A 23,934-nucleotide genomic window follows, 5' to 3' on the forward strand; every position below is an offset into this window, starting at 1 on the left:
CCGATATACAAAACCTGTTCTCGTCGGGGACGCGTCGCGGTAAGTCGCCGACGGAACGCACACACCAGATCCACCCGTTGAGACCGTACGGCTCGCCTTCGTACCGGAGTTCGCACGGAATCGACGAACGCAGCAACCGTTTAGGTTCGCCTAAGATTCGAAACCGCTTTAATCCTTTAGGGTGGCCTAAACCGCATGGAACGAGACGCGGACCGGCTCGCTGGCACGCGACGCGACGCGATCAGGTACTGCGGGGCCGTCGCCGGCGCGGGACTGCTCGCCGGGTGTAGCGGCACCGAGTCGACGCCGAGCGGGTCCGGATCCGGGGACGGAAACGGCTCCGTGAACGGCGGCTCCGACGGCGACGACTCGCCGAGCGGGAGCGACGACGGAGGCTCGTACACGGCCGAGATCGCGCCGGTCGGCGAGGTCGAGTTCGACGCCGTCCCGGAGAACGTCATGGTGTACAGCCTGCTGTACGCCGACCTCGCGGTGGCGCTCGGTCACGGCGACGCGGTCAACTCCCTCGGTTTCGACGCTGACGCCGGCGGAAACACGCTGGACGCCTACTACGCGGACCTCGACGGGGTCTCCTTCGACCGCGAGGGTCTCGCGCAGCTCAACACGGGGTCGGGCGGCGGTATCTCCGTCGACCGCGAACTCCTCTACGAACTCGACTCGGATCTCCACCTCGCGGACCCGTGCCTCTTCGTCTCCTTCGACGGCTGGGACGAAGGGGACGTAGACGAGGTCCGCGACAGGATCGGCCCGTGGTTCGGTAACATCTACAGCCGCCGACGCGCGCAACCCCCGGAGCCGTGCCGCGACACGTACGAGTACTACACCCTCCCGGAGATCGGCGAGCGCGTCGCCGCCGCGTTCCGTGAGACGGAGCGGTTCGCCGCGCTCGACGCGGTCCGCGAGGGGCTGCTTGAGTCGATCCGGAGCGACCTCCCGCCCGCCGAGGAGCGCCCGACGGTCGCGACGCTGCTGTACATGGACGGGACCTACTACCCCTCGCGGACCGACGAGCCGGGGTTCGCGAACGCGCACGTGCGTCCGTTCGACGTTTCCGACGCGTTCGCCGCCGAGGATATCACCTACGAGACGGCCTACGACCACGAGCAGCTGCTGGAGGTCGACCCCGACGTCGTCCTCCACCAGTACGGGATCGCCTCCTACTACGACGTCGGTGCCGTCCGCGAGGAGCTGGCCGACCACCCGGTCGCCGGCGAGCTCTCCGCGATCGCGAACGATCGGTTCTACGCCTCCGGCGACCCGGTTCAGGGACCGATCATGAACCTGTTCCAGCTGGAGATGACCGCGAAGCAGCTGTTCCCCGAGCGGTTCGGCGAGTGGCCGGGGTACGAACACGGCGACGACTACCCCGACATCCCCGAAGGCGAGCGCCTGTTCGACCGCGACGAGGTCGCCTCGATCGTCAGCGGAGGGTCGGAATGAGCGGCGACGACCGCGACGTCGTCGTGGTCGGGGCCGGTCCCGCGGGCTGCGCCGCCGCGGTGTTCGCGGCGCGCGACGGCCTCGACGTCGCCGTCTTCGACCGCGGCCGGTCGTCGCTCGCGCGCTGCGCGCATCTCGGGAACTACCCCGGGTTCCCGGCCGGCATCGACGTCGGGACGCTCTCCGACCTCATGCGCGCGCAGGCGGAGCGGGCGGGCTGTGCGCTCGTCGACGACCTCGTCGAGTCCGTCGAGCGTCCCGTCGACGGCTCCGCTGATTCTGACGACTCCGATAGCTCCGACGACCCCGATGAGTCGCGGTTCGTCGTCCGCCCGCAGGAGGGCGACCCGGTCGCGGCTCGCCGGGTGATCGCGGCGACGCGCTACGACGGGGAGTACCTCCGCGGGCTCGACGACGACGACGCGATGTTCGAGGTCCACGACCACGGCGACGAGACCCACGAGCACTTCGACCGCGAGTACGCCGACCGCGACGGAACGACTCCCGTCGACGGACTGTACGTGGCATCTCCCTCCGACGCGGACCGGCAGGCGATCACCGCCGCCGGCCGCGGCGCGCGGGTCGGCAAGCGGGTCGTCGCCGACGCCCGGACCGACGCCGGCTGGTGGCCGGACGCGGCGGAGGGGGTCGACTGGGTCCGCCGGGAGACCGAACTCGACGACGAGTGGAGCGACCGCGACCGGTGGGTCGAGTGGTTCGACGAGCGCCACGCCGACGGCCCGGTCGATCCCGACTCGGAGCGGTTCACACGCGTCCGGGAGGCCGCGGTCGACGAGGCGCTGTCGGCGTACGTCGACGCGGACGAGGAGGCGGCCCGCGCCGCGGCCGGACACCGCGCGCTCGCGGAGCGGCTCGACCCCGAGGCGGTCGTCGACGCCCACGGGACCGACGCGCTGCTCGACGCGATGGACGACGAGGCCGTCGCGGCGTACGTCGCGGGGGACGAACCGAACGCCGACCGATCCGACGAGGCGTCGCCATGAACGGCGGGGAGACGAGGACCGACGGCGGGTCCGTCGCCGACGGTGAGGGTCGGGCGATCGGCGGCGGCTCCCCCCGGCGACCGGTCGAGGGGGACCGGCTCGGGTGGCTGTTCGAGCCTCGCCTCGCTGCGGTGATCGCGGGGAGCCTCGCCCTCGTCGTCGTTGCGGGACTCGTCCAGGTGAGCTTCGGCACGTACTCGATGACGGTCGGGCAGGCGTGGCGGGCCGTCCTCGACCCCGCCGTCCTGCTCGATCCGCGGTGGTTCCTCAACTTCCTCCTCGGCGAGGAGCTGATGCGGGCGGTCACGGGATTTCAGGGCGAACTACCGCAGCTCGCGCGCGAGACGCTCGTCGTCTGGAACATCCGGCTCCCGCGGGTGCTCGTCGCCGTCGTCGTCGGGATGAACCTCGCCGTCTCGGGCGCGATCTTTCAGGCGGTGACGCGGAACGAGCTGGCCAGCCCGTTCATCCTCGGCGTCTCCTCGGGCGCGGGGCTGATGATCCTGCTCACGCTCGTCGTGTTCGGCGGCCTCTCGGCGTTTCTCCCCATCATCGCGGCGCTGGGCGGCTCCGTGGCGTTCCTCGTCGTCTACGCCATCGCGTGGAAGAACGGGACCAGCCCCGTGCGGCTCGTGCTCGCGGGCGTCATCGTCGGGACGGTCTTCAACAGCCTCCAGACGGGGCTGTTCTTTTTCGCCGACGACATCGGCGTCGTCCAGTCGGCGATCCAGTGGACCACCGGCTCGCTGACGGGGACCGACTGGGAACAGGTCCGGATGGCGCTCCCGTGGACGCTCGTGGCGGTGACCCTGTCGCTCGCGGGCTCGCGGCAGCTGAACCTCCTCCTCCTCGGCGAGCAGACGGCGAAGTCGCTGGGGATGTCGATAGAGCGGGTGCGGTTCGCGCTCTCCGGCGTCGCCGTGCTGGCGGCCGCCGCCAGCATCGCGGTGGCGGGCATCGTGAGCTTCGTTGGGCTCATCGTCCCCCACGTGGTTCGGAACCTCGTCGGTAGCGACTACAAGCGGGTGATCGTCGGCTGCCTGTTCGTCGGCCCGGCGCTGATGGTCGGTGCCGACGTCGGGGCGCGCCTCGGGATGAGCGTACTGACCGGCGCGGACGCGCAGGTCCCGGTCGGGATCGTCACCGGGCTGGTCGGCGGGCCGTACTTCCTGTACCTGATGCGTCGACAGCAGAACATGGGTGACCTCTGAATGGCGACTGAACACGCGGACGCGACGGAGACGGACGAATCGAGCGGTGTAAGCGAGCCCAACGGCGCAACCGAGCCGAGCGGTACGAACACCCCGAGCGGCGCGGACGGACCCCGCGGAACGGGCGGCGCGGGAGACGCGAGCGACCTCGACGCCGAGGACCTCGTGTTGGGCTACCCGACCGCCCCGGAACCGGTGATCGACGGCGAGTCGGTCGCGGCCGAGCCGGGCGCGGTCACCGCCCTCGTCGGCCCGAACGGCTCCGGGAAGAGCACCCTGCTGAAGGGGTTGGCGAACCAGCTCGAACCCGAGGGCGGCTCGGTACTCCTCGACGGGCGCGACGTCCACTCGATGGGGACGAAGGCGCTCGCGAAGAAGCTCGGACTGCTCTCACAGGAGAGTACGTCGCCGGGCAGCATCACCGTCGAGGATCTGGTGTATCACGGCCGCTACCCGCACCGCGGCTTCTTCGAACGGACGACCGACGAGGACGCTCGCGCAGTCGAGCGCGCCATCGACCTCGCCGGCTGCGGCCACCTGCGGGACCGGGAGGTCGGGAGCCTGAGCGGCGGGCAAAAGCAGTTGGCGTGGATCGCGATGATCTTAGCGCAGGACACCGACGTACTCCTCTTAGACGAGCCGACGACGTTCCTCGATCTCCACCACCAGATGGAGGTGATGGAGATCATCGAGACGCTCCGCTCCGAGAGCGAGGTCACCGTCGTCGTCGTCCTCCACGACATCGAACAGGCCGCGCGGCTCGCCGACCGGGTAGTCGCGCTGAAGGACGGCGAGATCCGAGCGCGCGGCCCGCCCGAGGAGGTCGTCACCGAGGAGCTGCTCACCGACGTGTTCCGCGTCGACGCCGAGGTCGTCGACACCGACCGCGGTCCGCGAGTGACGCCGATCCGGGCGCGACACGAGGAGTAGCCCCGCTCGGCGCGGTCAGGTTGCGGTCAGCCGGCTCGACGCGTCCGAGCGACGACCGGCTCGAATTATTTTAGGTGGGCCTAAGAATCGGAAGGGTTAAGTCTTTTTAGGTGGGCCTAAAAATATGCCCAACCGAGACGAGGTACCAGCCGAACCGACCCGCAGAGCGTTCGCGAAGTACGGCGGCGCGGCCGCTCTCGGCGGCCTGCTCGCCGGCTGTACCGGCGGTGGCGACGCCGCCGGCTCCGCGGACGACGGCGGCGACGGGACCGGCTCCGGCGGCGGCGATTCAGCGGGGTCCGGGGGCGACACGGACGAGGATGCCGAGACCGACAAGGTCGACGGAAGCTACACGACGTCCATCGCGCCGATGGGCGAGGTGACGTTCGAGTCGCCGCCGGAGACGGTGTTCACGCGGCTCACCCACCACGCGGATATGGCGTTCGCGCTCGGCCGGAGCGACGGGATCACCGCGATGCACGCGCCGGACTACTACGACGGGCTCTGGAACCAGTACGTCGAGCGCCTGCCGGGCGTCTCGCTCGACTGGACGGGGCTCTATTCCTCGTGGCAGCCGAGCAAGGAGAAGCTGTACGCCCTCGACAGCGACGTCCACCTCGCGGACCCGGCGTGGATCACTCAACAGGACGCGTGGAGCCGCGAGGACATCGACGAGGTCGCCGAGCGGGTCTCCCCGTGGTTCGGGAACTCCCTCTCCGACCGACACCAAGAACCGACCGACGAGTGGGCCGACGGCTATCAGTACTACGGCCTGTGGGAACAGTTCGAGCTCGTCGCCGAGGCGTTTCAGGAGCGCGAGCGCTACGAGGCGCTCGCGGGCGTCCGCGAGGAGCTACTCGCAACGATCGACGAGAACATTCCGCCGGCGGAGGAGCGACCGAGCGCGATCATGGTCGCCGCCGCCGACATCGAGCAGATCTACGCGTACACGCTGAGCAACCCCGGCTTCCTCACGGCGCACACCCGCCCGCTCGGGCCGCGCGACGCCTTCGAGGGGAGCATCGAGTCCGGGACCGTAATCGACTTCGAGACGATACTCGACGCCGACCCCGACGTAATCCTATACCTCGGCGGCATGGAGCCGGGGACGGACATGGCCGGCCGACGGACAGCCTTCGAGGAGGACCCCGTCGGCTCGGAGGTCACCGCGGTCAAGAACGACCGCATTCACCCGCAGGGCGCTCGGTATCAGGGACCGATCCTCAATCTCTTCCAGCTGGAGATGACCGCGAAGCAGCTGTACCCCGACGCCTTCGGCGCGTGGCCGCGGTACGAGGAGGGCCCGTACCCGGAGATCCCGGAGGCGGAGCGCCTGTTCGACCGGGGGCGCGTCGCGGACGCCATCAACGGGGACTTGTAGATGCGCGCCCGCGAGTGGGCCGTCGCGGCGACGTACGGTGACCCGACCGACTACGACGTGCCCGCCCTGCCGACGTGGCGCGTCGAGCGCGGCGAAGGTGGCGACATCGCGTTCGCCGCGGGCGACGGCGACGAGCCGTTCATCGCCGCGGCCAACCCGGTTCGGGTGCGTCGGTGACCGGGATGACCGCAACCGTCCGGCTTCGCTCGCGTCCGAGGGGGACCGCGTCGAACGCCCCGCCCGTGAGGAACCCACCGTGATCGGAACTACGCTGCTGGACATCGCGGACCACATCGAATCGCTCGCGGCCGCGGACGGCGAGTTCTCGCTCGTCTGCGCGCGGTACGGCGACCGCCCGGTCCCCGCCGCGGGGCTGCGGTTCGACAGCCGAGAGACCGCCCGCGCGGCCGCCCGGGCGACGGAGCAGTACCGCGACGCGCTCCGCCGATACGACCCGCAGCTTCCCTTCTACGACGTCGTCGTCAGACAGGAGTTTGTCGGGTCGCGACCCGAGGCGACGGCCGAGGGCCGCGGCCTCGACCGCTTCGTCCCCGGCCCCGACGCCAGCGCGCCGGGAGAGCTGACCGATCGCGTGGTGGAGACCGCCGGCTATCGCCCCGGCGAGAGCGGAGGAGACGCCGCCGGTGGCGACGGGAACGGCCCCGAGAGCGACACGGACTCTAACCCCCACGAGCCGAGCCGGGCGGAGCCGTCCGGTCGCGGGTCGCACCGCGACCGCATCGAGTTCTGTCACGCCGCGGCCGCGGCGACGTTCGAGGCGCTCTCCGCCGGCGGCCACGACCGCGTCGAGTCGGCGGTGATGGACGCGTACTTCGCGTTCGCGGAGCGGCGCTCCGACCCGGACGACCTCTGTCTCTGCCTCCTCGAGGCGATGGCGACGGCGCTCGAACGCCACCTCGACCCCGAGACGCAGGCGGCGGTGCTGTCCGCGGCCGCCGAGCGGCTCCCCGACCCGGCGGAGTCGACAGCCGCCGATCGGTCGGGGTCGACCGCTTCCGATCCGCCGGAGCCATCGGCCTCCGATCGGTCGGAGCCAGCGGACCCGGTACCCGCGGCATTCGACCGACTCGCCGCGGTCGGTCTCGTCGACGGCTACGAACGCGTCGCCCCCGAAGAGTTACCCCCCGAGTCGCGGTCTCCGACCGCGGACGGCGCGGCGGTTCGGGTCTCCGGGTACGCGTTGTCGCCGACCGACGGTCGTCTCCCGACGCTCCCGGTGGCGCTGGCGGTGACGCGACGGGACCCGCGGAGCCGGCCCGCCGGGGTCGGGCTCCTCGCGGCCGGGAGTGAGGCGATCGGCCCGGACTGGTGGTTCCGGGTCGCTCGGGACGGTCCCGTCCGCGACGGCGGCCCGGTAACCGCGTCGATCCCCTCCGAGAAATAGTGTCGGCGGACGCACGGCGGTCGGCGCGCGTCCCGGTCGGCACGCGTCTCGACCGGCCCGCAGTCCGCCCCTACTCGTCGTCCGGTTCGATCCGAACGAGGTCGGCCTCGACGTCCTCGACGAACGCGCCCTGTCCGCCAACGGTGACCTCGCCGTCGTCGGTCTCGACGACGAGCGAGTGTTCGACCGGGAACTCGTTGTTCGTCGGCTCCACCATCCCCTGTCTCGTCTCGACGACGCGGCCGACGATATCGACCGGCTCGTCGTCGTCGGTCCGCCGGCCGGCGATCGTCACTCTGGGCGGGTCCCCGGCGCGGAGCCGCAGCGTCGCCTGAAGGACGGTGTGTCTGAAGTTCGTGTACTCGGCCGGGAGCGGGGCCGAGTCGGCGACGCGGGCCTCGGTCGCGGCGGGCCAGTAGTTCCCGAGGAAGGACCCGACGATCACCGGCGCGAGCTGTTCCTGCGCGAAGGCGATGGCCTGCCGGTCGGTCGTCGACCGACGGAGGAGCTCTGGCGGGGCGACGACGCCGGCCGCGGAGTCGACGGTGAGCAGCGTCGGCATCGCCTCGCCCCACGTCCGCACGACGTTCGCGACCCCCGACAGGGTGGGGTCGTCCGCGTCGAGGTCCGCGTCGGAGACGACGAGCAGGACGAGGACGCCGCGGTCCACGGCGTCCGCGAGCGCCTCGCTGACCTCCGGGACCTGCCCGGCGGTGAGCGACAGCGTCACCTCGGAGTCGGCGTCTTCGAGCAGCGAGCGGACCCGCTTGAGGACGGTGACCCGCGACTTGATCACCTCGAACTGCTCGGCCTGCCGCTCCACGCGGGAGTACCGCTCGGCCAGCCCGGGCCGCATCGCGTCGACGTCAGAGCGTAGTCGCTCTATCACCTCCTCGGGCGGGTTCGCGCGGATGGTGGTCGGCACGACGTGGTCGTTCACCTCGACGAAGCCGCGCTCTTCGAGCGACTCGCTCACGCTGTAGACGTACCGCTTCGAGACGCCCGCCGCGTCGGCGACGGTGCTGGCCTTCGCCTCGCCGTGTTCGAGCAGACTGAGATAGGTGTCGACCTCCTTGTCGGAGAGTCCGAAGCGTCGGAGGAGGTCCGTCAGCGTCCGGTCGTCCATACGCGTTCCCGGTCCGAGCGGCACTTATAAGGGTCGGTCCGGGACCGTCCGTGCCGGTCCGGGACCGCCCGCGTTCGCCGGTCGAGGATCGTCCCTCGCCAGCGACTACCGGAGGACGGCGGCCGAGTCGACCGCGATCACGGCCCCGCCGTCGTCGCTTCCGTCCCCGCCGCGGACCGCGCCGTCACCGAACAGGTCTGCGTCGACCGAGTCGGGAACGGCGACGGTCGCCGGCTCCGCGCCGAAGTTGACGACGACGAGGAGCGCGTCGCGGTCTTCCGGGTCGGGCCCGTCGGCGTCGCCTCCCCTCGCAGGCGTCCGCTCGTAGGCGGTGACGCGCTCGGCGTCTCCCTCGACCACGCGCACGTCGGCCGCGCGACCGTCGAACGCGACCTCCCCCTCGCGGAGCAGCGGTTCGGCCTCGCGCAGCCCGACCAGTTCGCGGTGGAACTCGGTGAGGCCGTTGTCGCCGTCGTGCCACCGGATCGGACCGCGGTACGTCTCGTTGCCGCGCTCCTGTCCGGCGTAGATCATCGGCGCGCCCGGCAGCGTGAACGTCACCGCCGCGGCCGCCCGGAGGGCGTCGCGGCCGTACTCCGCGAGGTATCGGTCCTCGTCGTGGTTCTCGACGTACCGCATCTGCGAGCGGCCGCCGTCGCCGAAGCCGAGCCACTCGCCGCGGGCGAGGGCGGTCTTGACCGCGTCCGCCGGCTCCTCGCCCGCACCGACCGCGCGAAGCGTCTCGTACAGCGAGGTGTCGTAGTGGCGGTCGAACTCTCCCTCGCCGTAGAACGGGTCGTGCGGCAGGGTCTCGTCGAGGAGCAGGACGTCCTCGGGGACGCGGTCGGCGACCTCCTTCCAGAAGCCGTGCGGGACGCCCCACGCCACGTCGGCGCGGAACCCGTCGACGACGCCGGCCCACTCGTCGACGACGTCGAGCAGCCACTCGCGGACCGCCGGGCTGTCGTAGTTGAGGTTCGGGATCCGGCCCCACTCGAAGTAGTAGTCCGGCATGTCGCCGTCGCCGAGCTGCGCCCAGTCGATCCCGGTCACGTCGAAGGCGGCGTCGGTCCGGCGGTAGTGGTCGGCGTAGGCGTCGACGCCCGCGGAGTGGAGCTGGAACGCGGGGTGATCGCGGGAGGTGTGGTTGATCACCAGATCGAATATCACCCGGATTCCGGCGTCGTGACACGTCTCGACGAGCGACTCGAACGACTCGCGGGAGCCGAGGTCGGCGGCGGTGTCGTAGTAGTCGGTGACGTGATAGCCGTGGTCCGTCGGCGAGGCGAGAACGGGCGTGAGCCAGAGCGTGTCGACGCCGAGGTGATCGAGGTACTCGACCCGGCGCTCGATCTCGCGGAACGTGGTGGGGAGCGTGTCGCCCGCGAACGACCGGACGAAGACCTCGTAGATCGTCGGCGACTCCGCCCACTCGGGCGTCGGGTTCGGATCGCTGACCGCGACGGCCTCCCCGTTCTCGGTCGCTCCCCGACCGCCCGCCTCGACCCGAACCGTCTCCGCGGCCCCGTACCGCTCGCCGTGCGGGACCGCGTGGATCCGGACGGCGTCGTCGACGCCGTCGGCCCGGAGTTCGTCGAGCGGGACCGCAAGCGTCCGACCGTCCGCCCGCGACTCGACCGCCGCGACCGCCTCCGGGTCGGCGTCGCGGTCGTCGACGAGGAACGTCGCGTCGAGCGCGTCCGGGTCGCCGCCGCGCTCGACCTCGTCGACCGCGGGGGCCGGTTCGACCGCGGCGGTCAGGCGGAGCCGGGCGGTCTCGTCCGGGTCGTCGGTCCCGACGACCGTCGCGTCGAGCGAAACCCGTGGGCGACCGGGACCGGGGACCTCGCAGACGCCGTGGTGCGCCGCCGACCGGTCGTCGTCGGGGACGAAGGCGAAGCCGTGGCTCCCCGGCGGGACGCGTACCCGCGCGACCCAGTCGTCGCCGTCGCGCTCGGCCCGGTCGCGGGCGAGCCGGTTCTCGTTGAGCGGCCACAAAAGCGAGACGCGGTCGATACCGGCGTCGTCGGTTCCGTCGCCGCCGCTCTCGCCGTCGTCGGTCTCGTCGCCGCCGCTCTCACCGTCGCCGCCGGCGAGATCGGCGGCCGGAACTCGGATCTCCGTCTCGCGCCGCTCGTCGGGGAAGGCGCGCACCCGCTGGCGGTGGACGCCGTCGGGCGCGTCGAGCGCGAGCACGTAGGTGCCGGGGGCGTCGGGGACGAGGTGAACGACGGGGTCGTCGTCGCGGCTCGTCTCGCCCGCTCGAAACGCCGCGACCGAGCCGTCGGAACGGTCCGAGCGCTCCGAGCCGTTCGAGCCGTCCGCTCCGACCGTCGTCGCCGAACTCGGCGGGCCGGTCGCGTCCGGGCCGTCGCCGGCCGACAGCGCGCTGTCGCCGGGCGCGTCGCGGACGGTCCACCGGTACGTCCCGTCGGGGTCCGGGGACCGCGGCGCAAGCTCGACCGACTCGCCGACGCTCGTCGTCCGCGGGGGGCCGGGTTCGTACACGCCCGGTCTCTCGTCTCGCCGGGGCTTGAGGGTTTCCGTTTTCGAAACTCGTGAACAAGAATTACACCAAAACTTCATACCGGGCGACCGCGTGTGTTCGCGTAATGCAGCTTCGCGACGCGCTCGACGACTACAAGCGCCACGCCGGCGACGGGACGCGCTTCCCCGGCGAGCGGCGCACCGTCTCCGGCCGGTTTTCGGGCGGCGACGGGCGGCTCGTCCACGTCGGCGGCGACGGCGAACTCCGCGACTTCGGCTATCCGCTCACGGGCCAGACGGGTCTCGTCCGGTCGCGGATCGGTCTCGCCGTCGACGGCGAGGTGACGTGGCTCGACGAGGCCGACACGACCCAGCGGTACGTCGGCGACACCGCGCTGGTCGAGACGGTCCACGAGACGCCGTGGGCGACGGTGACTCGCCACGACCTCACGCTCGGCGACGCGCACCTCACGCGCGCGACGCTCGACGTCGGCGAGGACGGCCACGCGAACGTCGACCCCGACGCCCTCTCGCTCGTCGTCTACGTCCGGTTCGCCCCCGACGGCCGCGACGACCGGGTGGGACAGCTCCGGTACGACGACGCCGTCGAGGTGTACCACGCCGACGAGCACGACTTCCTCGCGAGCGCGACCGGCTTCGCCGACCTCCGCGGCCAGCTCCCGGCCACCTTCCCCGAACTGCTCGACGAGGACCCGACCGACCTCCCCCGCGACCGCGACGGCGACCGCTACGAGGAGGAGCGCCTCTCCGGCGAGGTGATCGCCGACGTGCCCTTCGAAGACGGGGTCGCGACGGTCGCCACGCTCCTGACGGACCGGAGCGAGACCGACCGCGAGACGGCCCGCGAGCGCCTCGACGCGCTCTTCGCCGACCTCGATAGCGTCGACGCGCTCGCCGACGCGGCCGCCGACGCGCTCCCGTCGGTCCCGGAGTCGGCCCCCGCCCGCGAGTCCGTGGTCGCCGACCTGCGCGTCCTCTCGCTTCTGTCCGCGCCGTCCGGGCTCCGGATCGCGGGCCCGGACTTCGACCCGTACTACGAGCACTCCGGCGGCTACGGCTACACGTGGTTCCGCGACGACGCGGAGATATCCGGGTTCCTGCTCGGCGCGGCCGACGCGGTCGGCGTCGACCTCGACGACCGGCACGCCCGCTCCGCGCGGATGTACGTCGCCACGCAGCGCCCGGACGGCTCGTGGCCCCACCGGGTGTGGCCCCGCGACGGCGCGCTCGCGCCCGGGTGGGCGAACGCCCGCATCGAGGACGGGCCGGACGTCGACTACCAGGCCGACCAGACGGGCAGCGTCGTCGCGTACCTCGCGCGGGCCCGCGACGCGGGCACCGACGTCGACGGGCTCGACCAGACGCTGGTCGCCGCACTCGCGGGTCTCGACCGGACGCTCGAACCCGACGGCCGGCCGGTGGTCTGTCAGAACGCGTGGGAGGACTCCGCCGGTCGGTTCACCCACACCGCCGCGACGTTCCTCGAGGCGTACAGCGAACTCGGCCGCCACGGGGAGGGGCTGACCGTCGACGCGCTCGACGACCCCGACGCCGTGCCCGGTGCCGCGTCGCTGCCGGACGACCTCGCCGCGCACGCCCGCGACCGGGCCCGCGAGGTGTACGAGGCGCTCGACGACCTGTGGGTGCCCGAGCGCGGCTGTTACGCGCTCCGCGAGACGGTCGACGGCGGGATCGACGACCGCCTCGACTCCGCGACGCTGGGGCTCGCGGCCGCGCACCGCTCGTTCGACGCGCTCGGACGGGCGGGCGACGGGGGCGACGGCGAGGACGCGACCGGCGCGGTCGACGCGGAGCGTCTCGACCGCCTCGTCTCGCACGTCGAGACGGTCGTCGACGGGCTCTACCACGAGACCGACGCGATCACCGGGCTGACCCGTTACGAGGGCGACGGCTGGCGGCGCGCGGGCCAAGCGTCAGAGAAGGTGTGGACCGTCTCGACCGCGTGGGGTGCGAACGCCTGCGCGGAGCTCGCCGCGCTGCTCGCGGCGCACGACGACCCCCGCGCCGCCGATCTGGTCGAGCGCGCCCGCGACCTGCTCGCGCACGTCTCGCCCGGGGGCAGCCTCTGCGAGCCGACGACGTACCTCCCCGAGCAGTTCTTCGACGACGGAACGCCCGACAGCGCGACGCCGCTCGGCTGGCCGCACGCGATCCGGCTGGCGACCGTCGCGCTGCTCGACGACGAACTCCCGCAGTTCGCCGACCGCGCCGCCGCGGACGACTGACCGAACACGGGACGGCTACTTATAAACGAACAAGTGCGGTGGCGCGTGCCTCCGAGCGGTCGCCAGCGGCGACCGCGAGGAGCACCGCGCGAGGGAGTCGACCGGTCGGAGCAACGCGGAGACCGGTCGACGAGGCTGGGGAGGCGTGAGGTTGTGGTGCGGAGCTGTCGGGCGGGAATCGAAGGGGCAGTCGCCGGCGGCTTCGCCGCCGGCTGCCCGAGGCGCGTAGCGCCTCGCTGCCGCGAGGAGGAAGACGCGCGACGTAAGCACTGGAGGGAGCGAACGAAGTGAGCGACCGAAGCGCGCAACGAGCGCATCGACTCCTCGCGGCTTGGGCTTCGGCGGTCTCGGTCGTGACGAGAACGGCCGCGTATGAATGAACGTTCGGGGATTCGAAAGCAGCCGCTATCCGGTCACGACCGACGAGTCACACATACACACCGAAACCGCGAAAAGACCGGTTTTATCGCCACTCGTCGCGCGGAACGCAGTCGGACTCGCGGACCGTGACCCACCGGGTCGTCCGCTCGTCCGGGTCGACGTCCCGCTCGAAGAACGTCACCTCGCCGGTGCCGTCGTCGTCATCGGTCCGTTTACAGACGAGTTCCGGCGACCCGTCGCGAACACGTGCGGATGACGTGGACGTGGACATACGTCACGATTCGCGCTCCGTCTGATAATAACTGTTGGTTTCGACCGCTGAAAAAGGAACACTACGAAGGTAGTGAACGCTCCGTCAGCGCCTGACCGGGACGCCGCGCTCGTCGAGGTACGCCTTCGTCTCCTCGATGGAGTAGTCGCCGAAGTGGAAGATGGAGGCCGCCAGCCCGGCGTCCGCGTTCGCCTCGGTGAACACCTCGTACATGTCCTCGGGGCTCCCGCAGCCGGAGGAGGCGATGAGGGGGGTCGACACCGCCTCGCCGACCGCCTTCATCAGGGGCACGTCGTAGCCGTCCTTCGTCCCGTCCTTGTCGATGGAGTTGACGAACAGCTCGCCCGCGCCGCGCTCCTCGGCCTCCTGCGCCCACGAGACGGCGTCGATCCCGGTGCCCTCGCGGCCGCCCTTCTTCGTGCACTCGAACCACACCGTCTCGCCGTCCTCGTCCTCGTAGAAGTGCTCGCCGGCGTCGTCGTACCGCCGCCGCGCGTCGACGGAGATGACGATGCACTGGCTGCCGAACGCGGCCGCGCCCTCGTCGATGAGTTCGGGGCGTTCGAGGGCCCCGGTCGTGATCGACACCTTGTCCGCGCCCGCCCGGAGCGTCTCCTTGATGTCCGCCTTCGTCCGGATCCCCCCGCCGACCGTCAGCGGGATGAAACACTCGTCGGCGACCGCGTTGACGACGTCGAGCATCGTCTCGCGGCCCTCCGCGCTGGCGGTGATGTCGAGGAAGACGAACTCGTCTGCCCCCGCCGCGTTGTACTTCTTCGCCAGCTCGACGGGGTCGCCGGTGTACTCCAAGTTCTCGAAGTTGACGCCGGTGTACACCGCGGCGTCGCCCTCCTCGTCGAGGTCGACGTCGATACAGGGGATAATGCGCTTCGTGAGTCCCATTCGTTGCCGGAGCGTTGGCCGTCGGCCGGGTTAAAAGGCGCGGGGCGCGCTCGTCGGGGGCCGCGAACGCGCCACTACTCGTCGGGGGCCACGGACGCGACCTCACTCGGCGTCGTCGATCTCGGTCGTCGCCGCCTCGGTCCCGCCCGACTGTTCCCGCCTGTCGTACTTCGCGACGGCGCGGTCCGCGCGCGTCGAGACGCCGTTCGGGTTCCGCGCGGGGCTCCGGTCCCGCCGCCGCGCGACCAGTCCGTCGGAGCTCCCGCCGGTGAGGCCCAACAGCACGTCGCGGCCCGTCGCGGCCCACCGCGAGGGTGTCGACTCGCCGCGCGCCACGTCTCGGCCCGCGTCGAGCGCGTCGCCCAGGGCGTGCGACCCCGTTCGGAGGAGGACCGTCGGCCGCACGCCGTAGTTCTTCAACAGCCGGTAGGCGAGCGCTCGGTACTTCCAGCCCCACTCGTGGGCGCTCCGCCCGCCGTCGGCGGCGGTCGGGTTCGGGAGCTCCTTCCGCGCGGACAGGTCCGGTCGCCACGCCACCTCGCGGTCCATGCGCGCGAGCCGGTGGGCGGCGTCGCGCGCGCCGCCGACCCGGAGGTACTCGTCGAAGCCGTCGAGGTCGCGCAGGGCGTCCCGTCGGAAGGCGACGTTGCCGCCCTCGAAGTAGGTGACGTCTCGACCCGCGATCCGGCTGCGCTCCGGCTCGTCCGGGCCGTCGGCGTCCGTGCCCTCCGGGATCTCCGGCCCGACCCCCTCGCCGAAGTCGGTGTCGGCGGAAGGCGTCTCGCCCGGCGGGATCGGCGTCACCGGTCCCGAGACCACGGGGGCCGCGTCGAGACCGGCCGCGACCGCGTCGCGCCAGCCGGTCTCGATCCGGTTGTCGTAATCGACCAGGGCGACCGCGTCGCCCGTCGCGGCCTCGATGCCGGCGTTGCGGGCGACGTTCACCGTCCGGTCGGAGATCTCGACTAACACGTCCACGTCGTCGCGGTCGCGAACCATGCCGGTCGTGCCGTCGGCCGAGGGACCGTTGACGACGATCACCTCGGCGTCGGGGGCCTCGGCCGCCAGCGCGTCGAGGCAGGCGGCCAACCGGTCCCGACCGTTGAGCGTCGGGACGACGACCGAGAGGTCCATACGCTCTGTTATCGGAGCGAGAGGGTAAAAAGGACTGCGTGTCAGCTACCCACGACTGAAGTCGTGGGCTTGGATGGCCCTACACCGCAGGGCCAGCGCCAATTTAATTATCGGTGGGCCAGGCGTGCCCCCGATGTTGGGGCTGGCTGACGGACAGCCCATCCCTGCCAACACATGTGGCTGTCAGGGATTACGAGCGTTTTTGCGAGAACGAGGTGTCAATCTGTTGTTCCATCACCATGTCGGCCTTCCCCCCACGACTGAACTCGTTGGCTTCCGCACTTGTACCGCTGTGAGTTGAGGCGTCGACGCGCGAGGAGCGGACAGCGGCGGCTCGGTGGTCGGTGAATCGAAGGCGACGGAAATATGCGGAGTTCGGAGCCGGTGGGGCGGCTACTCCGCGAACAGCTCGTCGACCGCCTCGCCGGCGGTCTCGACCGCCTCCTGCGCGACCGCCTCCCGGTCTGGGTCCGCGTCCTCGGGGGCGTTGAGGTAGACGTCGACGTCGAGGACGCCCTCCTCGAACGTGACGGTGATGTCGAGGTCCGTCACCGCCGATTGGTCGTAGTGTTTGAACACGATCCCCTCGGCCGCCTCCGCGGCGGTGCGGACGACCTCGTCGTCGTCCGGCCCGTCCGCGTCGATCGACTCTGAGGCGTCGCTCGTGTCGTCGGTCACGGCCTTACGCGCCGCCAGCGCCCGGGCCGCCCGGTCCCATCGGGCCGCCGCCGCCCGCGCCGCCCTGAAGCATCTGCTGGAGCTCGCTCTGAAGCTCGTCGAACTGTTCTTCGACGCGCTCCTCCTGCTTTTCGAGCTGCTCGACGCGGACTTCGAGCGACTCGACCTTGTTCTCTAAGTCGTCGTAGGCGGACTCGTAGTCCGTCTCGACGAGGACCTCGCCGATCTCTCGGTACATCCCCGCGTCCTCGTCGACATCTTCGAGGGCGTCGAGGGCGGTCTTCGACTCGTTCAAGGCGGACTGCGCCTGCTCTTTCTGCTCGGAGACCTGCTGGGCCGTCTCCTGAAGCTCCTGCAGCTCCTCTATCTTCTCCTGTGCCTCGGGCGGCATGTTCCCTTGCATGGACGGAACGACGCGGCCCGGACGGAAAAACCCCCGACTTCTCCGACGACGGCCAATGCGGGCGTGACAGCCCCGGAAGAGGCCGTTATCGGTGTCTCCGCGCTACCCCCGATCGGGCCTCCCCCCGACGCGCTCGGCGACCGCGACGAGCCGCGACCAGCTGTTGACGCCGGCGCGGAGGGCGACGAGGTCGTCGGCGCGCACCCGGACGCGGACCGCGGTGCCGTCGCGGTCGACGGTCGCGGTCGAGCGGGCGTCGTCGATTTCGCCCACTTCGGGACCGAGCGCGTCGGCCACGACGCGAGCGCGTCGCTCGGAGGGGTAGGTAACGGAGAGGACCGTCTCGTGTGGTCGCGTCGCCGTCACGGTCCGGAGAGAAAGCGGCGTTACTCGACGTTGACTTCCTTGACGTCGCCGCCGCGTTCCTTCAGGAGGACGCGGTGGCCGCAGTACGGACAGCGCACGCCGCCGTACTCGTCGAGGGTGACGTCGCGCTTACAGCGGGAGCACTTGTAGCTCATCGTCCTATTCCTCGTCGGCGAGCGCGGCGCGGATGGAGCGGCGGACGGTGCGACCGCCGGGCGTCTCGGGGCGGTACGCGCCGCCCGTGAACGTCTCGCCGGTCTCCTCGTTGACCCAGATGCCGGTACCCTTGCGCGTGACGTCGTCGCCGTCGACGGTCGCGTTGCGCATCTCCGCTTCGATGTCCTGGACCCGCTTGCGCGCGACCCGGCCGTAGCGGGCACCGAATCGGCCCGCACTTCCGGTGCTTCGTGCCTTGTCCTCAGCCATAGTGAGTCCGTCTACCGCCAGCGCGGGTAAAAAGGCTACGAGTCGCAGCGGGCGACACGGCCGCGAGCCGCGTCGGCCCGCGCCGTCCGGCCGGGTTCGTTACCGCCGCGAGAATCCGAAGTATTTTTATTGAAGACAGAACGGCCGATACGCGACGCACGTCGGTCCTGAAACCGTCTCGATGCCGTTTCTTCGTCGTAGGGTTTTATACTGTGTATCCCCTTACAACTGTAGCTCCATGTCTATCGAAGACCCTCAAGAGGCAGCGACCGCGCCCGTCGAAGTACTCCACGTCGACGACGATCCGTCGGTGCTCGATCTGACCGAATCCTTCCTCGACGCGGAGCTGGACGGGGTCGCGGTCACGACGACGACCGAGCCTGAGGGGGTGATCGACCACCTCGCGGCCGGGACGTTCCACTGCGTGATCAGCGATTACGACATGCCGGGCCGCGACGGGCTGGAGGTGCTCTGTGACGTGCGAGACGAGTACCCGGACCTCCCGTTCATCCTGTACACCGGGAAGGGGAGCGAAGAGATCGCCGCCGAGGCGATCAACGCCGGAGTCACCGGCTACCTTCAGAAGGGCGGCCCGGACCAGATCCGACGGCTCGCCAACCGGGTTGAGCACGCGGCGGTGGAGTACCGGAGCCAGATCGAGTCCGAGCGGTACTCGACGGTTCTGAAGGCGCTCGACTACCCGATATACGTCGTCAACGAGGACGCCGAGTTCGAGTACGTCAACGAGCCGTTCGTCGATCTCACCGGGTACGACCGCGAGGAGATAATCGGGAGCTCGCCGGGGTTGATCAAGACCGAATCGGACGTGAAGAAGGCGAACGAGAAGCTCGCGGAGATCGTGTCGTCGACGGGACCGGAGAGACGGAAGTTCAGCGTCGACATCCGGTCAAAGGACGGGAAGGAAATCCCGTGTTACGACCACATGGCGGCGTTACCGTTCGACGAGGAGTTCCGGGGATCCGTCGGCATCCTCCGGGACGCCTCCGAGGAACAGCGGCGGCGCGAGGAGCTACTCCGGCAGAACGAGCGGTTAGAGGAGTTCACCTCGGTGGTGTCCCACGACCTCCGGACGCCGCTGAACAACGCCGAGGCCGCGGCGGAGTTGGCCCGACTGGACGGCGACGAGGAACACTTCGACCGGCTCGCGTCGGAACACGAACGGATGGAGCAGATGATCCGAGACCTGCTGCGGCTCGCCCGCAACGGACGGACGGTGTCGGAGACGGAGCCCGTCGACGTGGGTGCGGTCGCGTCGGAGGCGTGGAAGTCGTTCGGCTGTCCGACCGACGAGCTCGAACTGCCCGACGGTGAGCTGGTCGTCGAGGGCGATTCCGCCCGGGTCCGACAGCTGATCGAGAACCTTCTGCGCAACGCCGTCGACCACGGGCAGTCCCCGGTGACGGTGCGCGTCCGCGAACACGCCGGCGGGTTCCACGTCGAGGACGACGGTCCGGGGATCGACGAGGACATGGTCGACGCGGTGTTCGAGCCGGGGTTCACGACCGCGTCCGACGGCACCGGGTTCGGACTGACGATCGTCAAACGGATCGCCGACGCGCACGGGTGGGCGGTCGACGTGACGGAGAGCGACGCGGGCGGCGCTCGGTTCGAGTTCGCGGTCGACGCGAAGGCGAACGCGTCGCTCGAAGAGCCGCACGTCGTCTGATTCGGGAGTTCTGTTTTCACGATTTCGCCGGTCTGGACTCCGATCACGCACGTCGACCGCTCTCTCCGTCGTTCGGAGATGGGGAGACGCGTCTTTCGACCGCAACACATTTCACAACTGAGTAATACTACCGAGTTGTATGGACGGATTCAACGGCTTTGCGGACGTGAGCGAGACCGACGTAACGCGGGCTATCGGTACCGAGTGGACCGACGGCTTCTTAGACTTCACTGACTCCGAGGTCATCGTTCTCGGGGGCGGTCCCTCCGGGCTGATGGCCGCGAAGGAGCTGGCCGAGCGCGGCGTGAAGGTGATGATCGTCGAGAAGAACAACTACCTCGGCGGCGGGTTCTGGCTCGGTGGGTTCCTGATGAACACGGTGACGGTCCGCGACCCCGCACAGGAGATCCTCGACGACCTCGACGTGGACTACGAGCCGGTCGACGACGTCGACGGCCTCTACACCGCGCCGGGGCCGGAGGCCTGCTCCGGGCTGATCAAGGCGGCCTGCGACGCCGGCGCGCGCGTCCAGAACATGACCGAGTTCACCGACCTCGTCGTCCGCGAGGACCACCGCGTCGGCGGGATCGTGATGAACTGGACGCCGGTCCACGCGCTCCCGCGCGAGATCACCTGCGTCGACCCCATCGCGGTCGAGTCCGACCTCGTCATCGACGCGACCGGACACGACGCGGTCGCGATCAGCAAGCTCGACGAGCGCGGCGTGCTCTCCGCGCCCGGCATCGAACACGCGAAAGAGCACAACACCGGGATGGACCAGACCGGCGACGGCGAGTACGGCGCGCCCGGCCACGACTCGCCCGGCCACGACTCGATGTGGGTGGGCGAGAGCGAGGACGCCGTGGTCGAACACACCGGCGTCGTCCACGACGGCCTGATCGCCTCCGGGATGGCGGTCGCGACCGCCCATGGCCTCCCGCGGATGGGACCGACGTTCGGCGCGATGCTCGTCTCCGGAAAGAAGGCGGCGCAGACGGCGCTCGACGAACTCGGCTCCGACGCGCCCGAGGTCGAACTATCGACCGGCGGCGCGCCCGCCCCCGCTGACGACTGAGACGCGGATCGCGGTTCCGAGATCAGATCGGAACGATCGGCGAGATCCACCCCCTTCCGGCCCTCCAGCCGCTCGCTACGACGTAGTCGCTACCGATGCTCTGACCGAGACCGCCGAAGCCCCAGCCGCGAGGACTCGCGCACCTCGCTGCGCGCTTCAGTCGTTCGCTTCGCTCACTCCTTCCAGTGCTTACGTCGGTGTGCTTCGTCCTCGCGGCTGCCCCTTCGATTCCCGCCCCGCGACAGCACCGCACCTCACGCCTCCCCAGCCTCGTCGGTCGCCTCCGCGTTGCTCCGGCGACTGACTCCCTCGCGCGGCGCTCCTCGCGCCAATAAAAGGGCGCTCGGAGGCGCGCGCCACCGCGGATTTCGGTCTGCCTCGTCGCGGCGTCTGTGGGTATGACCGTCTCGTGGTCGCTGTTCCTCACGAACGTTCACTTGGGAACGATTCAATCGTGGCCCTTTTTCCGCCCCTGCGCCGAACCCGGCGGTATGCGCAATGCCAAGATCGTCTGTACGATCGGTCCCGCCTCGGACGACCGGGACACGATCCGCGACCTCGCGGAGGCGGGGATGTCCGTCGTCCGACTCAACGCCAGCCACGGAACGACCGACCACCGGGAGACGGTGATCGAGCGCGCCCGGACCGTCGACGACGAGATCGACGACCCGCTCGCGGTGATGGTCGACCTGAAGGGACCGGAGGTCAGGACCGCCGAGATCGACGAACCGATCGAACTCCCGACCGACTCCGAGGTCGCCTTCGTCGAGGGCGACGACGCGACACCCGAGCGAGTCGGTCTCTCCCACTCCATCGCGGCCGCCGGATCGGGCGACACGATCCTCTTAGACGACGGCCGGATCGAGTGTCGCGTCGAACGCGTCGACGGCGAGACCGTGGTCGCAACGGTCGTCTCCGGCGGGACGCTGAAGTCGCGAAAGGGCGTGAACCTCCCGGGCGTCGCCATCGACGTCGACCTGATCACCCCCGAGGACGAGGCCGAACTCGACCTCGCGGCGCGCACCGACGCGGACTTCGTCGCCGCCTCGTTCGTGCGCGACGCCGACGACGTCTACCAGATCGCCGACGAGCTGGAGGCCCGCGGCGGCGACGACATCCCGATCGTCGCCAAGATCGAACGCGCCGGCGCGGTCGAGAACTTGGAGGGGATCGTCGACGCCGCCGACGGCGTGATGGTCGCCCGCGGCGACCTCGGCGTCGAGTGCCCCCTTGAGGACGTGCCCGTGATTCAAAAGCGGATCATCCGCAGCTGCGTCAACGAGGGCGTCCCGGTCATCACCGCGACGGAGATGCTCGACTCGATGGTCTCCTCGCGGCGGCCGACCCGCGCGGAGGCCTCCGACGTGGCCAACGCCGTCCTCGACGGCACCGACGCCGTAATGCTGTCGGGCGAGACCGCGGTCGGCGACGACCCCGTGAACGTCGTCGAGACGATGGACCGGATCGTCCGGCGGGTCGAGTCCAGCGACGAGTACGCCGAGACGCGCGAACAGCGCGTCCCGACCGCGGACGAGGGGTCCCGCACGGAAGCGCTGGCGCGCTCGGCGCGCTACCTCGCGCGCGACATCGGTGCCTCGACGGTCGTCGCCGTCTCCGAGTCGGGCTTCACCGCGCGCAAGACCGCCATGTTCCGACCGGGCGTCCCGGTCGTCGCGACGACGCCGAACGACCGCGTCCGCCGGCAGCTCGCGCTCTCGTGGGGCGTCCGCCCCGTGTTGACCGAGTACGCGGACGACATGGAGGGGATCCTCGACAACGCGGTCGACGCCGCGCTCGACCGCGGCGGTGCCGCGTCCGGGGACACGCTCGTCGTCCTCTCCGGGATGCTCACCGAGTTCGAGGGGACGAACACGACGAACACGCTGAAGGTCCACGTCGCCGCCGAGACGCTCGTGACCGGCAAGGCGGTCGTCGCCGGCCACGTCTCCGCCCCCGTCCACCGGACCGCGGACGGCGACATCGACGCGCTCCCTGACGGCTCCGTCGTCGCGCTCGGCCCCGACTTCGACGGCGAGTTCTCCGGCGACCTCGACCGGATCGCCGGCATCGTCGACGCCCGCGAGGGGATGACCGGCTACCCGGCCGTCGTCGCCCGCGAACTCGGCGTGCCGATGGTCTCCGGCGCTCGCCTGCCCGAGTCGGTCGCGGACGGGACCGTCGTGACCCTCGACGGCGAGCGCGGCGTCGTGTACGACGGCGACGTGATCGCCGCCGCCCGGAAGCGGTAGGCCCGCGTCCGCCCCGGCCGCGTCGATCCCCGCCGGCCCGCCAGCCATTTATCACGGAACCGCGTAGGTGCGTCCATGAGCGACGAATCCGGCGACGGTGCCCGCGACGAGGGGCCGGCCGCCGACGCCGGCGACGACGCCCCGGTCTCGGGCGACAGGAGCCGAGCCAACGACGCCGGCGACGAGACCGACGGCGACGAGGGAGAGTGGCGCTTCGCGCTCGACGACGTCGGGCCGGACGGCGTCACCGAAGACACCGCCACGCCGGAGAGCGAGCCGATAGAGCCGGGGGACGTCACCCTCGAACACGCGGTCTTCGTCGTCCTCGGAGTCGCGCTCACGGTCGGCGTCCTAGTCGGCGGGTTCTGATCGCGAGCGCCGCGGCCGCGCACCGACGCTTCGTGCCGCGACCGCGCGCACCACCACTTATCAGGCCGCGGCCGTAGGACCGAACATGGACGCGCTCGCACAGGCCGGCCTCCTCTCGCCGGACACCCTCCCGCTCCTGTTGTTGACCGCGGGACTGCTGCTCTCGATGGCGGAGGCGCTGGCACCCGGAGCGAACTTCATCGTCGTCGGCATCGCGCTCATCGGGGCCGGACTCGGGGGGCTACTCCTGACCTCGCTCGGCGTCGCCGGCGCGCTCCTCACGCTTTTCATGGCGCTCCTGACGCTGGCGTTCGGCGCTGCCGCCTTCTACGGGTACCACGAGTTCGACCTCTACGGCGGCAAGGGACAGCAACAGACGAGCGACAGCGACTCGCTGAAGGGGAAGACGGGGACCGTCACGGAGCGCGTGACCCCCACGGGTGGCGAGGTGAAACTCGCCGGCGGCGGGTTCAACCCCCACTACTCGGCGCGGTCGATGGACGGCGAGATCGACGAGGGCGAGGAGGTGATGGTCGTCGACCCCGGCGGGGGCAACGTCGTCACCGTGGAGTCGATGGGATACGTCGAGGACGACATCGACCGCGAGCTCGCGGCCGACCGCGCCCGGAAGGCCGCGGCGAGCGAGGCCGACGTGGAGAGTACCGAAGAGAGCGAGGCCGACGCGGAGACCGAAGTCGAGCGGGAGTGACGGGCCGACCT

At 70.6% G+C, this 23,934-nt stretch carries 23 protein-coding genes; 13 read left to right on the forward strand and 10 right to left on the reverse strand.

All coding sequences use genetic code 11. The features are described from left to right. The first annotated feature begins 195 nt into the window (after positions 1-195). The 7 genes from QOL69_RS12095 to QOL69_RS12125 all read left to right on the forward strand — a co-directional run bounded on the left by QOL69_RS12095 (position 196) and on the right by QOL69_RS12125 (position 7,392). On the forward strand, positions 196-1,461 hold the full coding sequence (locus QOL69_RS12095) for an ABC transporter substrate-binding protein (protein WP_283403370.1): 1,266 nt from the start codon (positions 196-198) through the stop codon (positions 1,459-1,461). Next, positions 1,458-2,465, forward strand: a complete 1,008-nt coding sequence (locus QOL69_RS12100) for an FAD-dependent oxidoreductase (RefSeq protein ID WP_283403371.1) — start codon at positions 1,458-1,460, stop codon at positions 2,463-2,465. The genes QOL69_RS12095 and QOL69_RS12100 overlap by 4 nt, the downstream gene beginning before the upstream one ends. Continuing rightward, positions 2,462-3,676: a FecCD family ABC transporter permease gene (locus QOL69_RS12105; RefSeq protein WP_283403372.1), complete on the forward strand. Its 1,215-nt coding sequence runs from the start codon at positions 2,462-2,464 to the stop codon at positions 3,674-3,676. Before QOL69_RS12100 ends, QOL69_RS12105 begins: the two co-directional genes overlap by 4 nt. Continuing rightward, positions 3,677-4,606 (forward strand): ABC transporter ATP-binding protein, encoded by a 930-nt coding sequence (locus tag QOL69_RS12110; protein WP_283403373.1) that lies wholly within the window; start codon positions 3,677-3,679, stop codon positions 4,604-4,606. 124 nt (positions 4,607-4,730) lie between these two features. Further along, positions 4,731-5,987: an ABC transporter substrate-binding protein gene (locus tag QOL69_RS12115; RefSeq protein WP_283403374.1), complete on the forward strand. Its 1,257-nt coding sequence runs from the start codon at positions 4,731-4,733 to the stop codon at positions 5,985-5,987. Continuing rightward, a complete protein-coding gene (locus QOL69_RS12120; protein ID WP_283403375.1) occupies positions 5,988-6,164 on the forward strand; it encodes a hypothetical protein in 177 nt (58 codons plus the stop codon). A 79-nt stretch (positions 6,165-6,243) separates the two neighbouring features. Further along, the gene (locus QOL69_RS12125) at positions 6,244-7,392 is read left to right on the forward strand and encodes a DUF7551 domain-containing protein (protein WP_283403376.1); all 1,149 of its coding nucleotides are present in this window, start codon (positions 6,244-6,246) and stop codon (positions 7,390-7,392) included. Positions 7,393-7,462: 70 nt separating this feature from the next. Here QOL69_RS12125 and QOL69_RS12130 read toward each other — a convergent pair whose 3' ends face one another. After that, positions 7,463-8,518 carry a TrmB family transcriptional regulator gene (locus tag QOL69_RS12130; RefSeq protein WP_283403377.1) on the reverse strand — a complete coding sequence of 352 codons (1,056 nt, stop codon included), beginning with the start codon at positions 8,516-8,518 and terminating at the stop codon, positions 7,463-7,465. A 105-nt stretch (positions 8,519-8,623) separates the two neighbouring features. Continuing rightward, positions 8,624-11,026: an alpha-amylase family glycosyl hydrolase gene (locus tag QOL69_RS12135; protein ID WP_283403378.1), complete on the reverse strand. Its 2,403-nt coding sequence runs from the start codon at positions 11,024-11,026 to the stop codon at positions 8,624-8,626. Positions 11,027-11,130: 104 nt separating this feature from the next. Between QOL69_RS12135 and QOL69_RS12140 the strand changes: the two genes are divergently transcribed. Then, positions 11,131-13,272 (forward strand): DUF7997 domain-containing protein, encoded by a 2,142-nt coding sequence (locus tag QOL69_RS12140; RefSeq protein ID WP_283403379.1) that lies wholly within the window; start codon positions 11,131-11,133, stop codon positions 13,270-13,272. 463 nt (positions 13,273-13,735) lie between these two features. Here QOL69_RS12140 and QOL69_RS12145 read toward each other — a convergent pair whose 3' ends face one another. From QOL69_RS12145 to QOL69_RS12180, 8 genes are all read right to left on the reverse strand, one after another. Next, positions 13,736-13,924: a DUF7511 domain-containing protein gene (locus QOL69_RS12145; protein ID WP_048078304.1), complete on the reverse strand. Its 189-nt coding sequence runs from the start codon at positions 13,922-13,924 to the stop codon at positions 13,736-13,738. Positions 13,925-14,008: 84 nt separating this feature from the next. After that, positions 14,009-14,827 carry an imidazole glycerol phosphate synthase subunit HisF gene (gene hisF, locus QOL69_RS12150; RefSeq protein WP_283403380.1) on the reverse strand — a complete coding sequence of 273 codons (819 nt, stop codon included), beginning with the start codon at positions 14,825-14,827 and terminating at the stop codon, positions 14,009-14,011. Positions 14,828-14,929: 102 nt separating this feature from the next. Beyond that, positions 14,930-15,961, reverse strand: coding sequence for a glycosyltransferase family 2 protein (locus QOL69_RS12155; protein ID WP_283403381.1), 1,032 nt, complete (start codon positions 15,959-15,961; stop codon positions 14,930-14,932). Positions 15,962-16,354: 393 nt separating this feature from the next. After that, the gene (locus tag QOL69_RS12160) at positions 16,355-16,639 is read right to left on the reverse strand and encodes a DUF3194 domain-containing protein (RefSeq protein ID WP_283403382.1); all 285 of its coding nucleotides are present in this window, start codon (positions 16,637-16,639) and stop codon (positions 16,355-16,357) included. 4 nt (positions 16,640-16,643) lie between these two features. Continuing rightward, the gene (locus tag QOL69_RS12165) at positions 16,644-17,030 is read right to left on the reverse strand and encodes a prefoldin subunit beta (protein WP_283404241.1); all 387 of its coding nucleotides are present in this window, start codon (positions 17,028-17,030) and stop codon (positions 16,644-16,646) included. A gap of 114 nt (positions 17,031-17,144) precedes the next feature. Continuing rightward, positions 17,145-17,408 carry a KEOPS complex subunit Pcc1 gene (locus QOL69_RS12170; protein WP_283403383.1) on the reverse strand — a complete coding sequence of 88 codons (264 nt, stop codon included), beginning with the start codon at positions 17,406-17,408 and terminating at the stop codon, positions 17,145-17,147. Positions 17,409-17,428: 20 nt separating this feature from the next. Next, positions 17,429-17,563: a DNA-directed RNA polymerase subunit P gene (locus tag QOL69_RS12175; RefSeq protein ID WP_004049526.1), complete on the reverse strand. Its 135-nt coding sequence runs from the start codon at positions 17,561-17,563 to the stop codon at positions 17,429-17,431. 4 nt (positions 17,564-17,567) lie between these two features. Next, positions 17,568-17,834 carry an eL43 family ribosomal protein gene (locus tag QOL69_RS12180; protein WP_048078289.1) on the reverse strand — a complete coding sequence of 89 codons (267 nt, stop codon included), beginning with the start codon at positions 17,832-17,834 and terminating at the stop codon, positions 17,568-17,570. 238 nt (positions 17,835-18,072) lie between these two features. Between QOL69_RS12180 and QOL69_RS12185 the strand changes: the two genes are divergently transcribed. The 5 genes from QOL69_RS12185 (at position 18,073) to QOL69_RS12205 (ending at position 23,923) form a co-directional block, all read left to right on the forward strand. Further along, on the forward strand, positions 18,073-19,521 hold the full coding sequence (locus QOL69_RS12185) for a hybrid sensor histidine kinase/response regulator (protein WP_283403384.1): 1,449 nt from the start codon (positions 18,073-18,075) through the stop codon (positions 19,519-19,521). A 139-nt stretch (positions 19,522-19,660) separates the two neighbouring features. Then, complete coding sequence (locus QOL69_RS12190) at positions 19,661-20,596, forward strand: thiazole biosynthesis protein (RefSeq protein WP_048078291.1); 936 nt, start codon at positions 19,661-19,663, stop codon at positions 20,594-20,596. 491 nt (positions 20,597-21,087) lie between these two features. After that, complete coding sequence (pyk, locus tag QOL69_RS12195) at positions 21,088-22,845, forward strand: pyruvate kinase (RefSeq protein ID WP_283403385.1); 1,758 nt, start codon at positions 21,088-21,090, stop codon at positions 22,843-22,845. A gap of 75 nt (positions 22,846-22,920) precedes the next feature. Then, positions 22,921-23,214 (forward strand): DUF7312 domain-containing protein, encoded by a 294-nt coding sequence (locus QOL69_RS12200; RefSeq protein WP_283403386.1) that lies wholly within the window; start codon positions 22,921-22,923, stop codon positions 23,212-23,214. Positions 23,215-23,299: 85 nt separating this feature from the next. Continuing rightward, positions 23,300-23,923, forward strand: coding sequence for an NfeD family protein (locus QOL69_RS12205; protein WP_048078452.1), 624 nt, complete (start codon positions 23,300-23,302; stop codon positions 23,921-23,923). Positions 23,924-23,934: the final 11 nt, after the last annotated feature.

The organism is Halorubrum sp. DM2 (assembly GCF_901686465.1).
Classification (GTDB): domain Archaea; phylum Halobacteriota; class Halobacteria; order Halobacteriales; family Haloferacaceae; genus Halorubrum.

Coding starts and splice junctions, on each gene's coding strand:
- QOL69_RS12095 (WP_283403370.1), top strand. CDS start 196: ATGGAACGAGACGCGGACCGGCTCGCTGGCACGCGACGCGACGCGATC.
- QOL69_RS12100 (WP_283403371.1), top strand. CDS start 1,458: ATGAGCGGCGACGACCGCGACGTCGTCGTGGTCGGGGCCGGTCCCGCG.
- QOL69_RS12105 (WP_283403372.1), top strand. CDS start 2,462: ATGAACGGCGGGGAGACGAGGACCGACGGCGGGTCCGTCGCCGACGGT.
- QOL69_RS12110 (WP_283403373.1), top strand. CDS start 3,677: ATGGCGACTGAACACGCGGACGCGACGGAGACGGACGAATCGAGCGGT.
- QOL69_RS12115 (WP_283403374.1), top strand. CDS start 4,731: ATGCCCAACCGAGACGAGGTACCAGCCGAACCGACCCGCAGAGCGTTC.
- QOL69_RS12120 (WP_283403375.1), top strand. CDS start 5,988: ATGCGCGCCCGCGAGTGGGCCGTCGCGGCGACGTACGGTGACCCGACC.
- QOL69_RS12130 (WP_283403377.1), bottom strand. CDS start 8,518: ATGGACGACCGGACGCTGACGGACCTCCTCCGACGCTTCGGACTCTCC.
- QOL69_RS12140 (WP_283403379.1), top strand. CDS start 11,131: ATGCAGCTTCGCGACGCGCTCGACGACTACAAGCGCCACGCCGGCGAC.
- QOL69_RS12145 (WP_048078304.1), bottom strand. CDS start 13,924: ATGTCCACGTCCACGTCATCCGCACGTGTTCGCGACGGGTCGCCGGAA.
- hisF (WP_283403380.1), bottom strand. CDS start 14,827: ATGGGACTCACGAAGCGCATTATCCCCTGTATCGACGTCGACCTCGAC.
- QOL69_RS12155 (WP_283403381.1), bottom strand. CDS start 15,961: ATGGACCTCTCGGTCGTCGTCCCGACGCTCAACGGTCGGGACCGGTTG.
- QOL69_RS12165 (WP_283404241.1), bottom strand. CDS start 17,030: ATGCCGCCCGAGGCACAGGAGAAGATAGAGGAGCTGCAGGAGCTTCAG.
- QOL69_RS12175 (WP_004049526.1), bottom strand. CDS start 17,563: ATGAGCTACAAGTGCTCCCGCTGTAAGCGCGACGTCACCCTCGACGAG.
- QOL69_RS12180 (WP_048078289.1), bottom strand. CDS start 17,834: ATGGCTGAGGACAAGGCACGAAGCACCGGAAGTGCGGGCCGATTCGGT.
- QOL69_RS12185 (WP_283403384.1), top strand. CDS start 18,073: ATGTCTATCGAAGACCCTCAAGAGGCAGCGACCGCGCCCGTCGAAGTA.
- QOL69_RS12190 (WP_048078291.1), top strand. CDS start 19,661: ATGGACGGATTCAACGGCTTTGCGGACGTGAGCGAGACCGACGTAACG.
- pyk (WP_283403385.1), top strand. CDS start 21,088: ATGCGCAATGCCAAGATCGTCTGTACGATCGGTCCCGCCTCGGACGAC.
- QOL69_RS12200 (WP_283403386.1), top strand. CDS start 22,921: ATGAGCGACGAATCCGGCGACGGTGCCCGCGACGAGGGGCCGGCCGCC.
- QOL69_RS12205 (WP_048078452.1), top strand. CDS start 23,300: ATGGACGCGCTCGCACAGGCCGGCCTCCTCTCGCCGGACACCCTCCCG.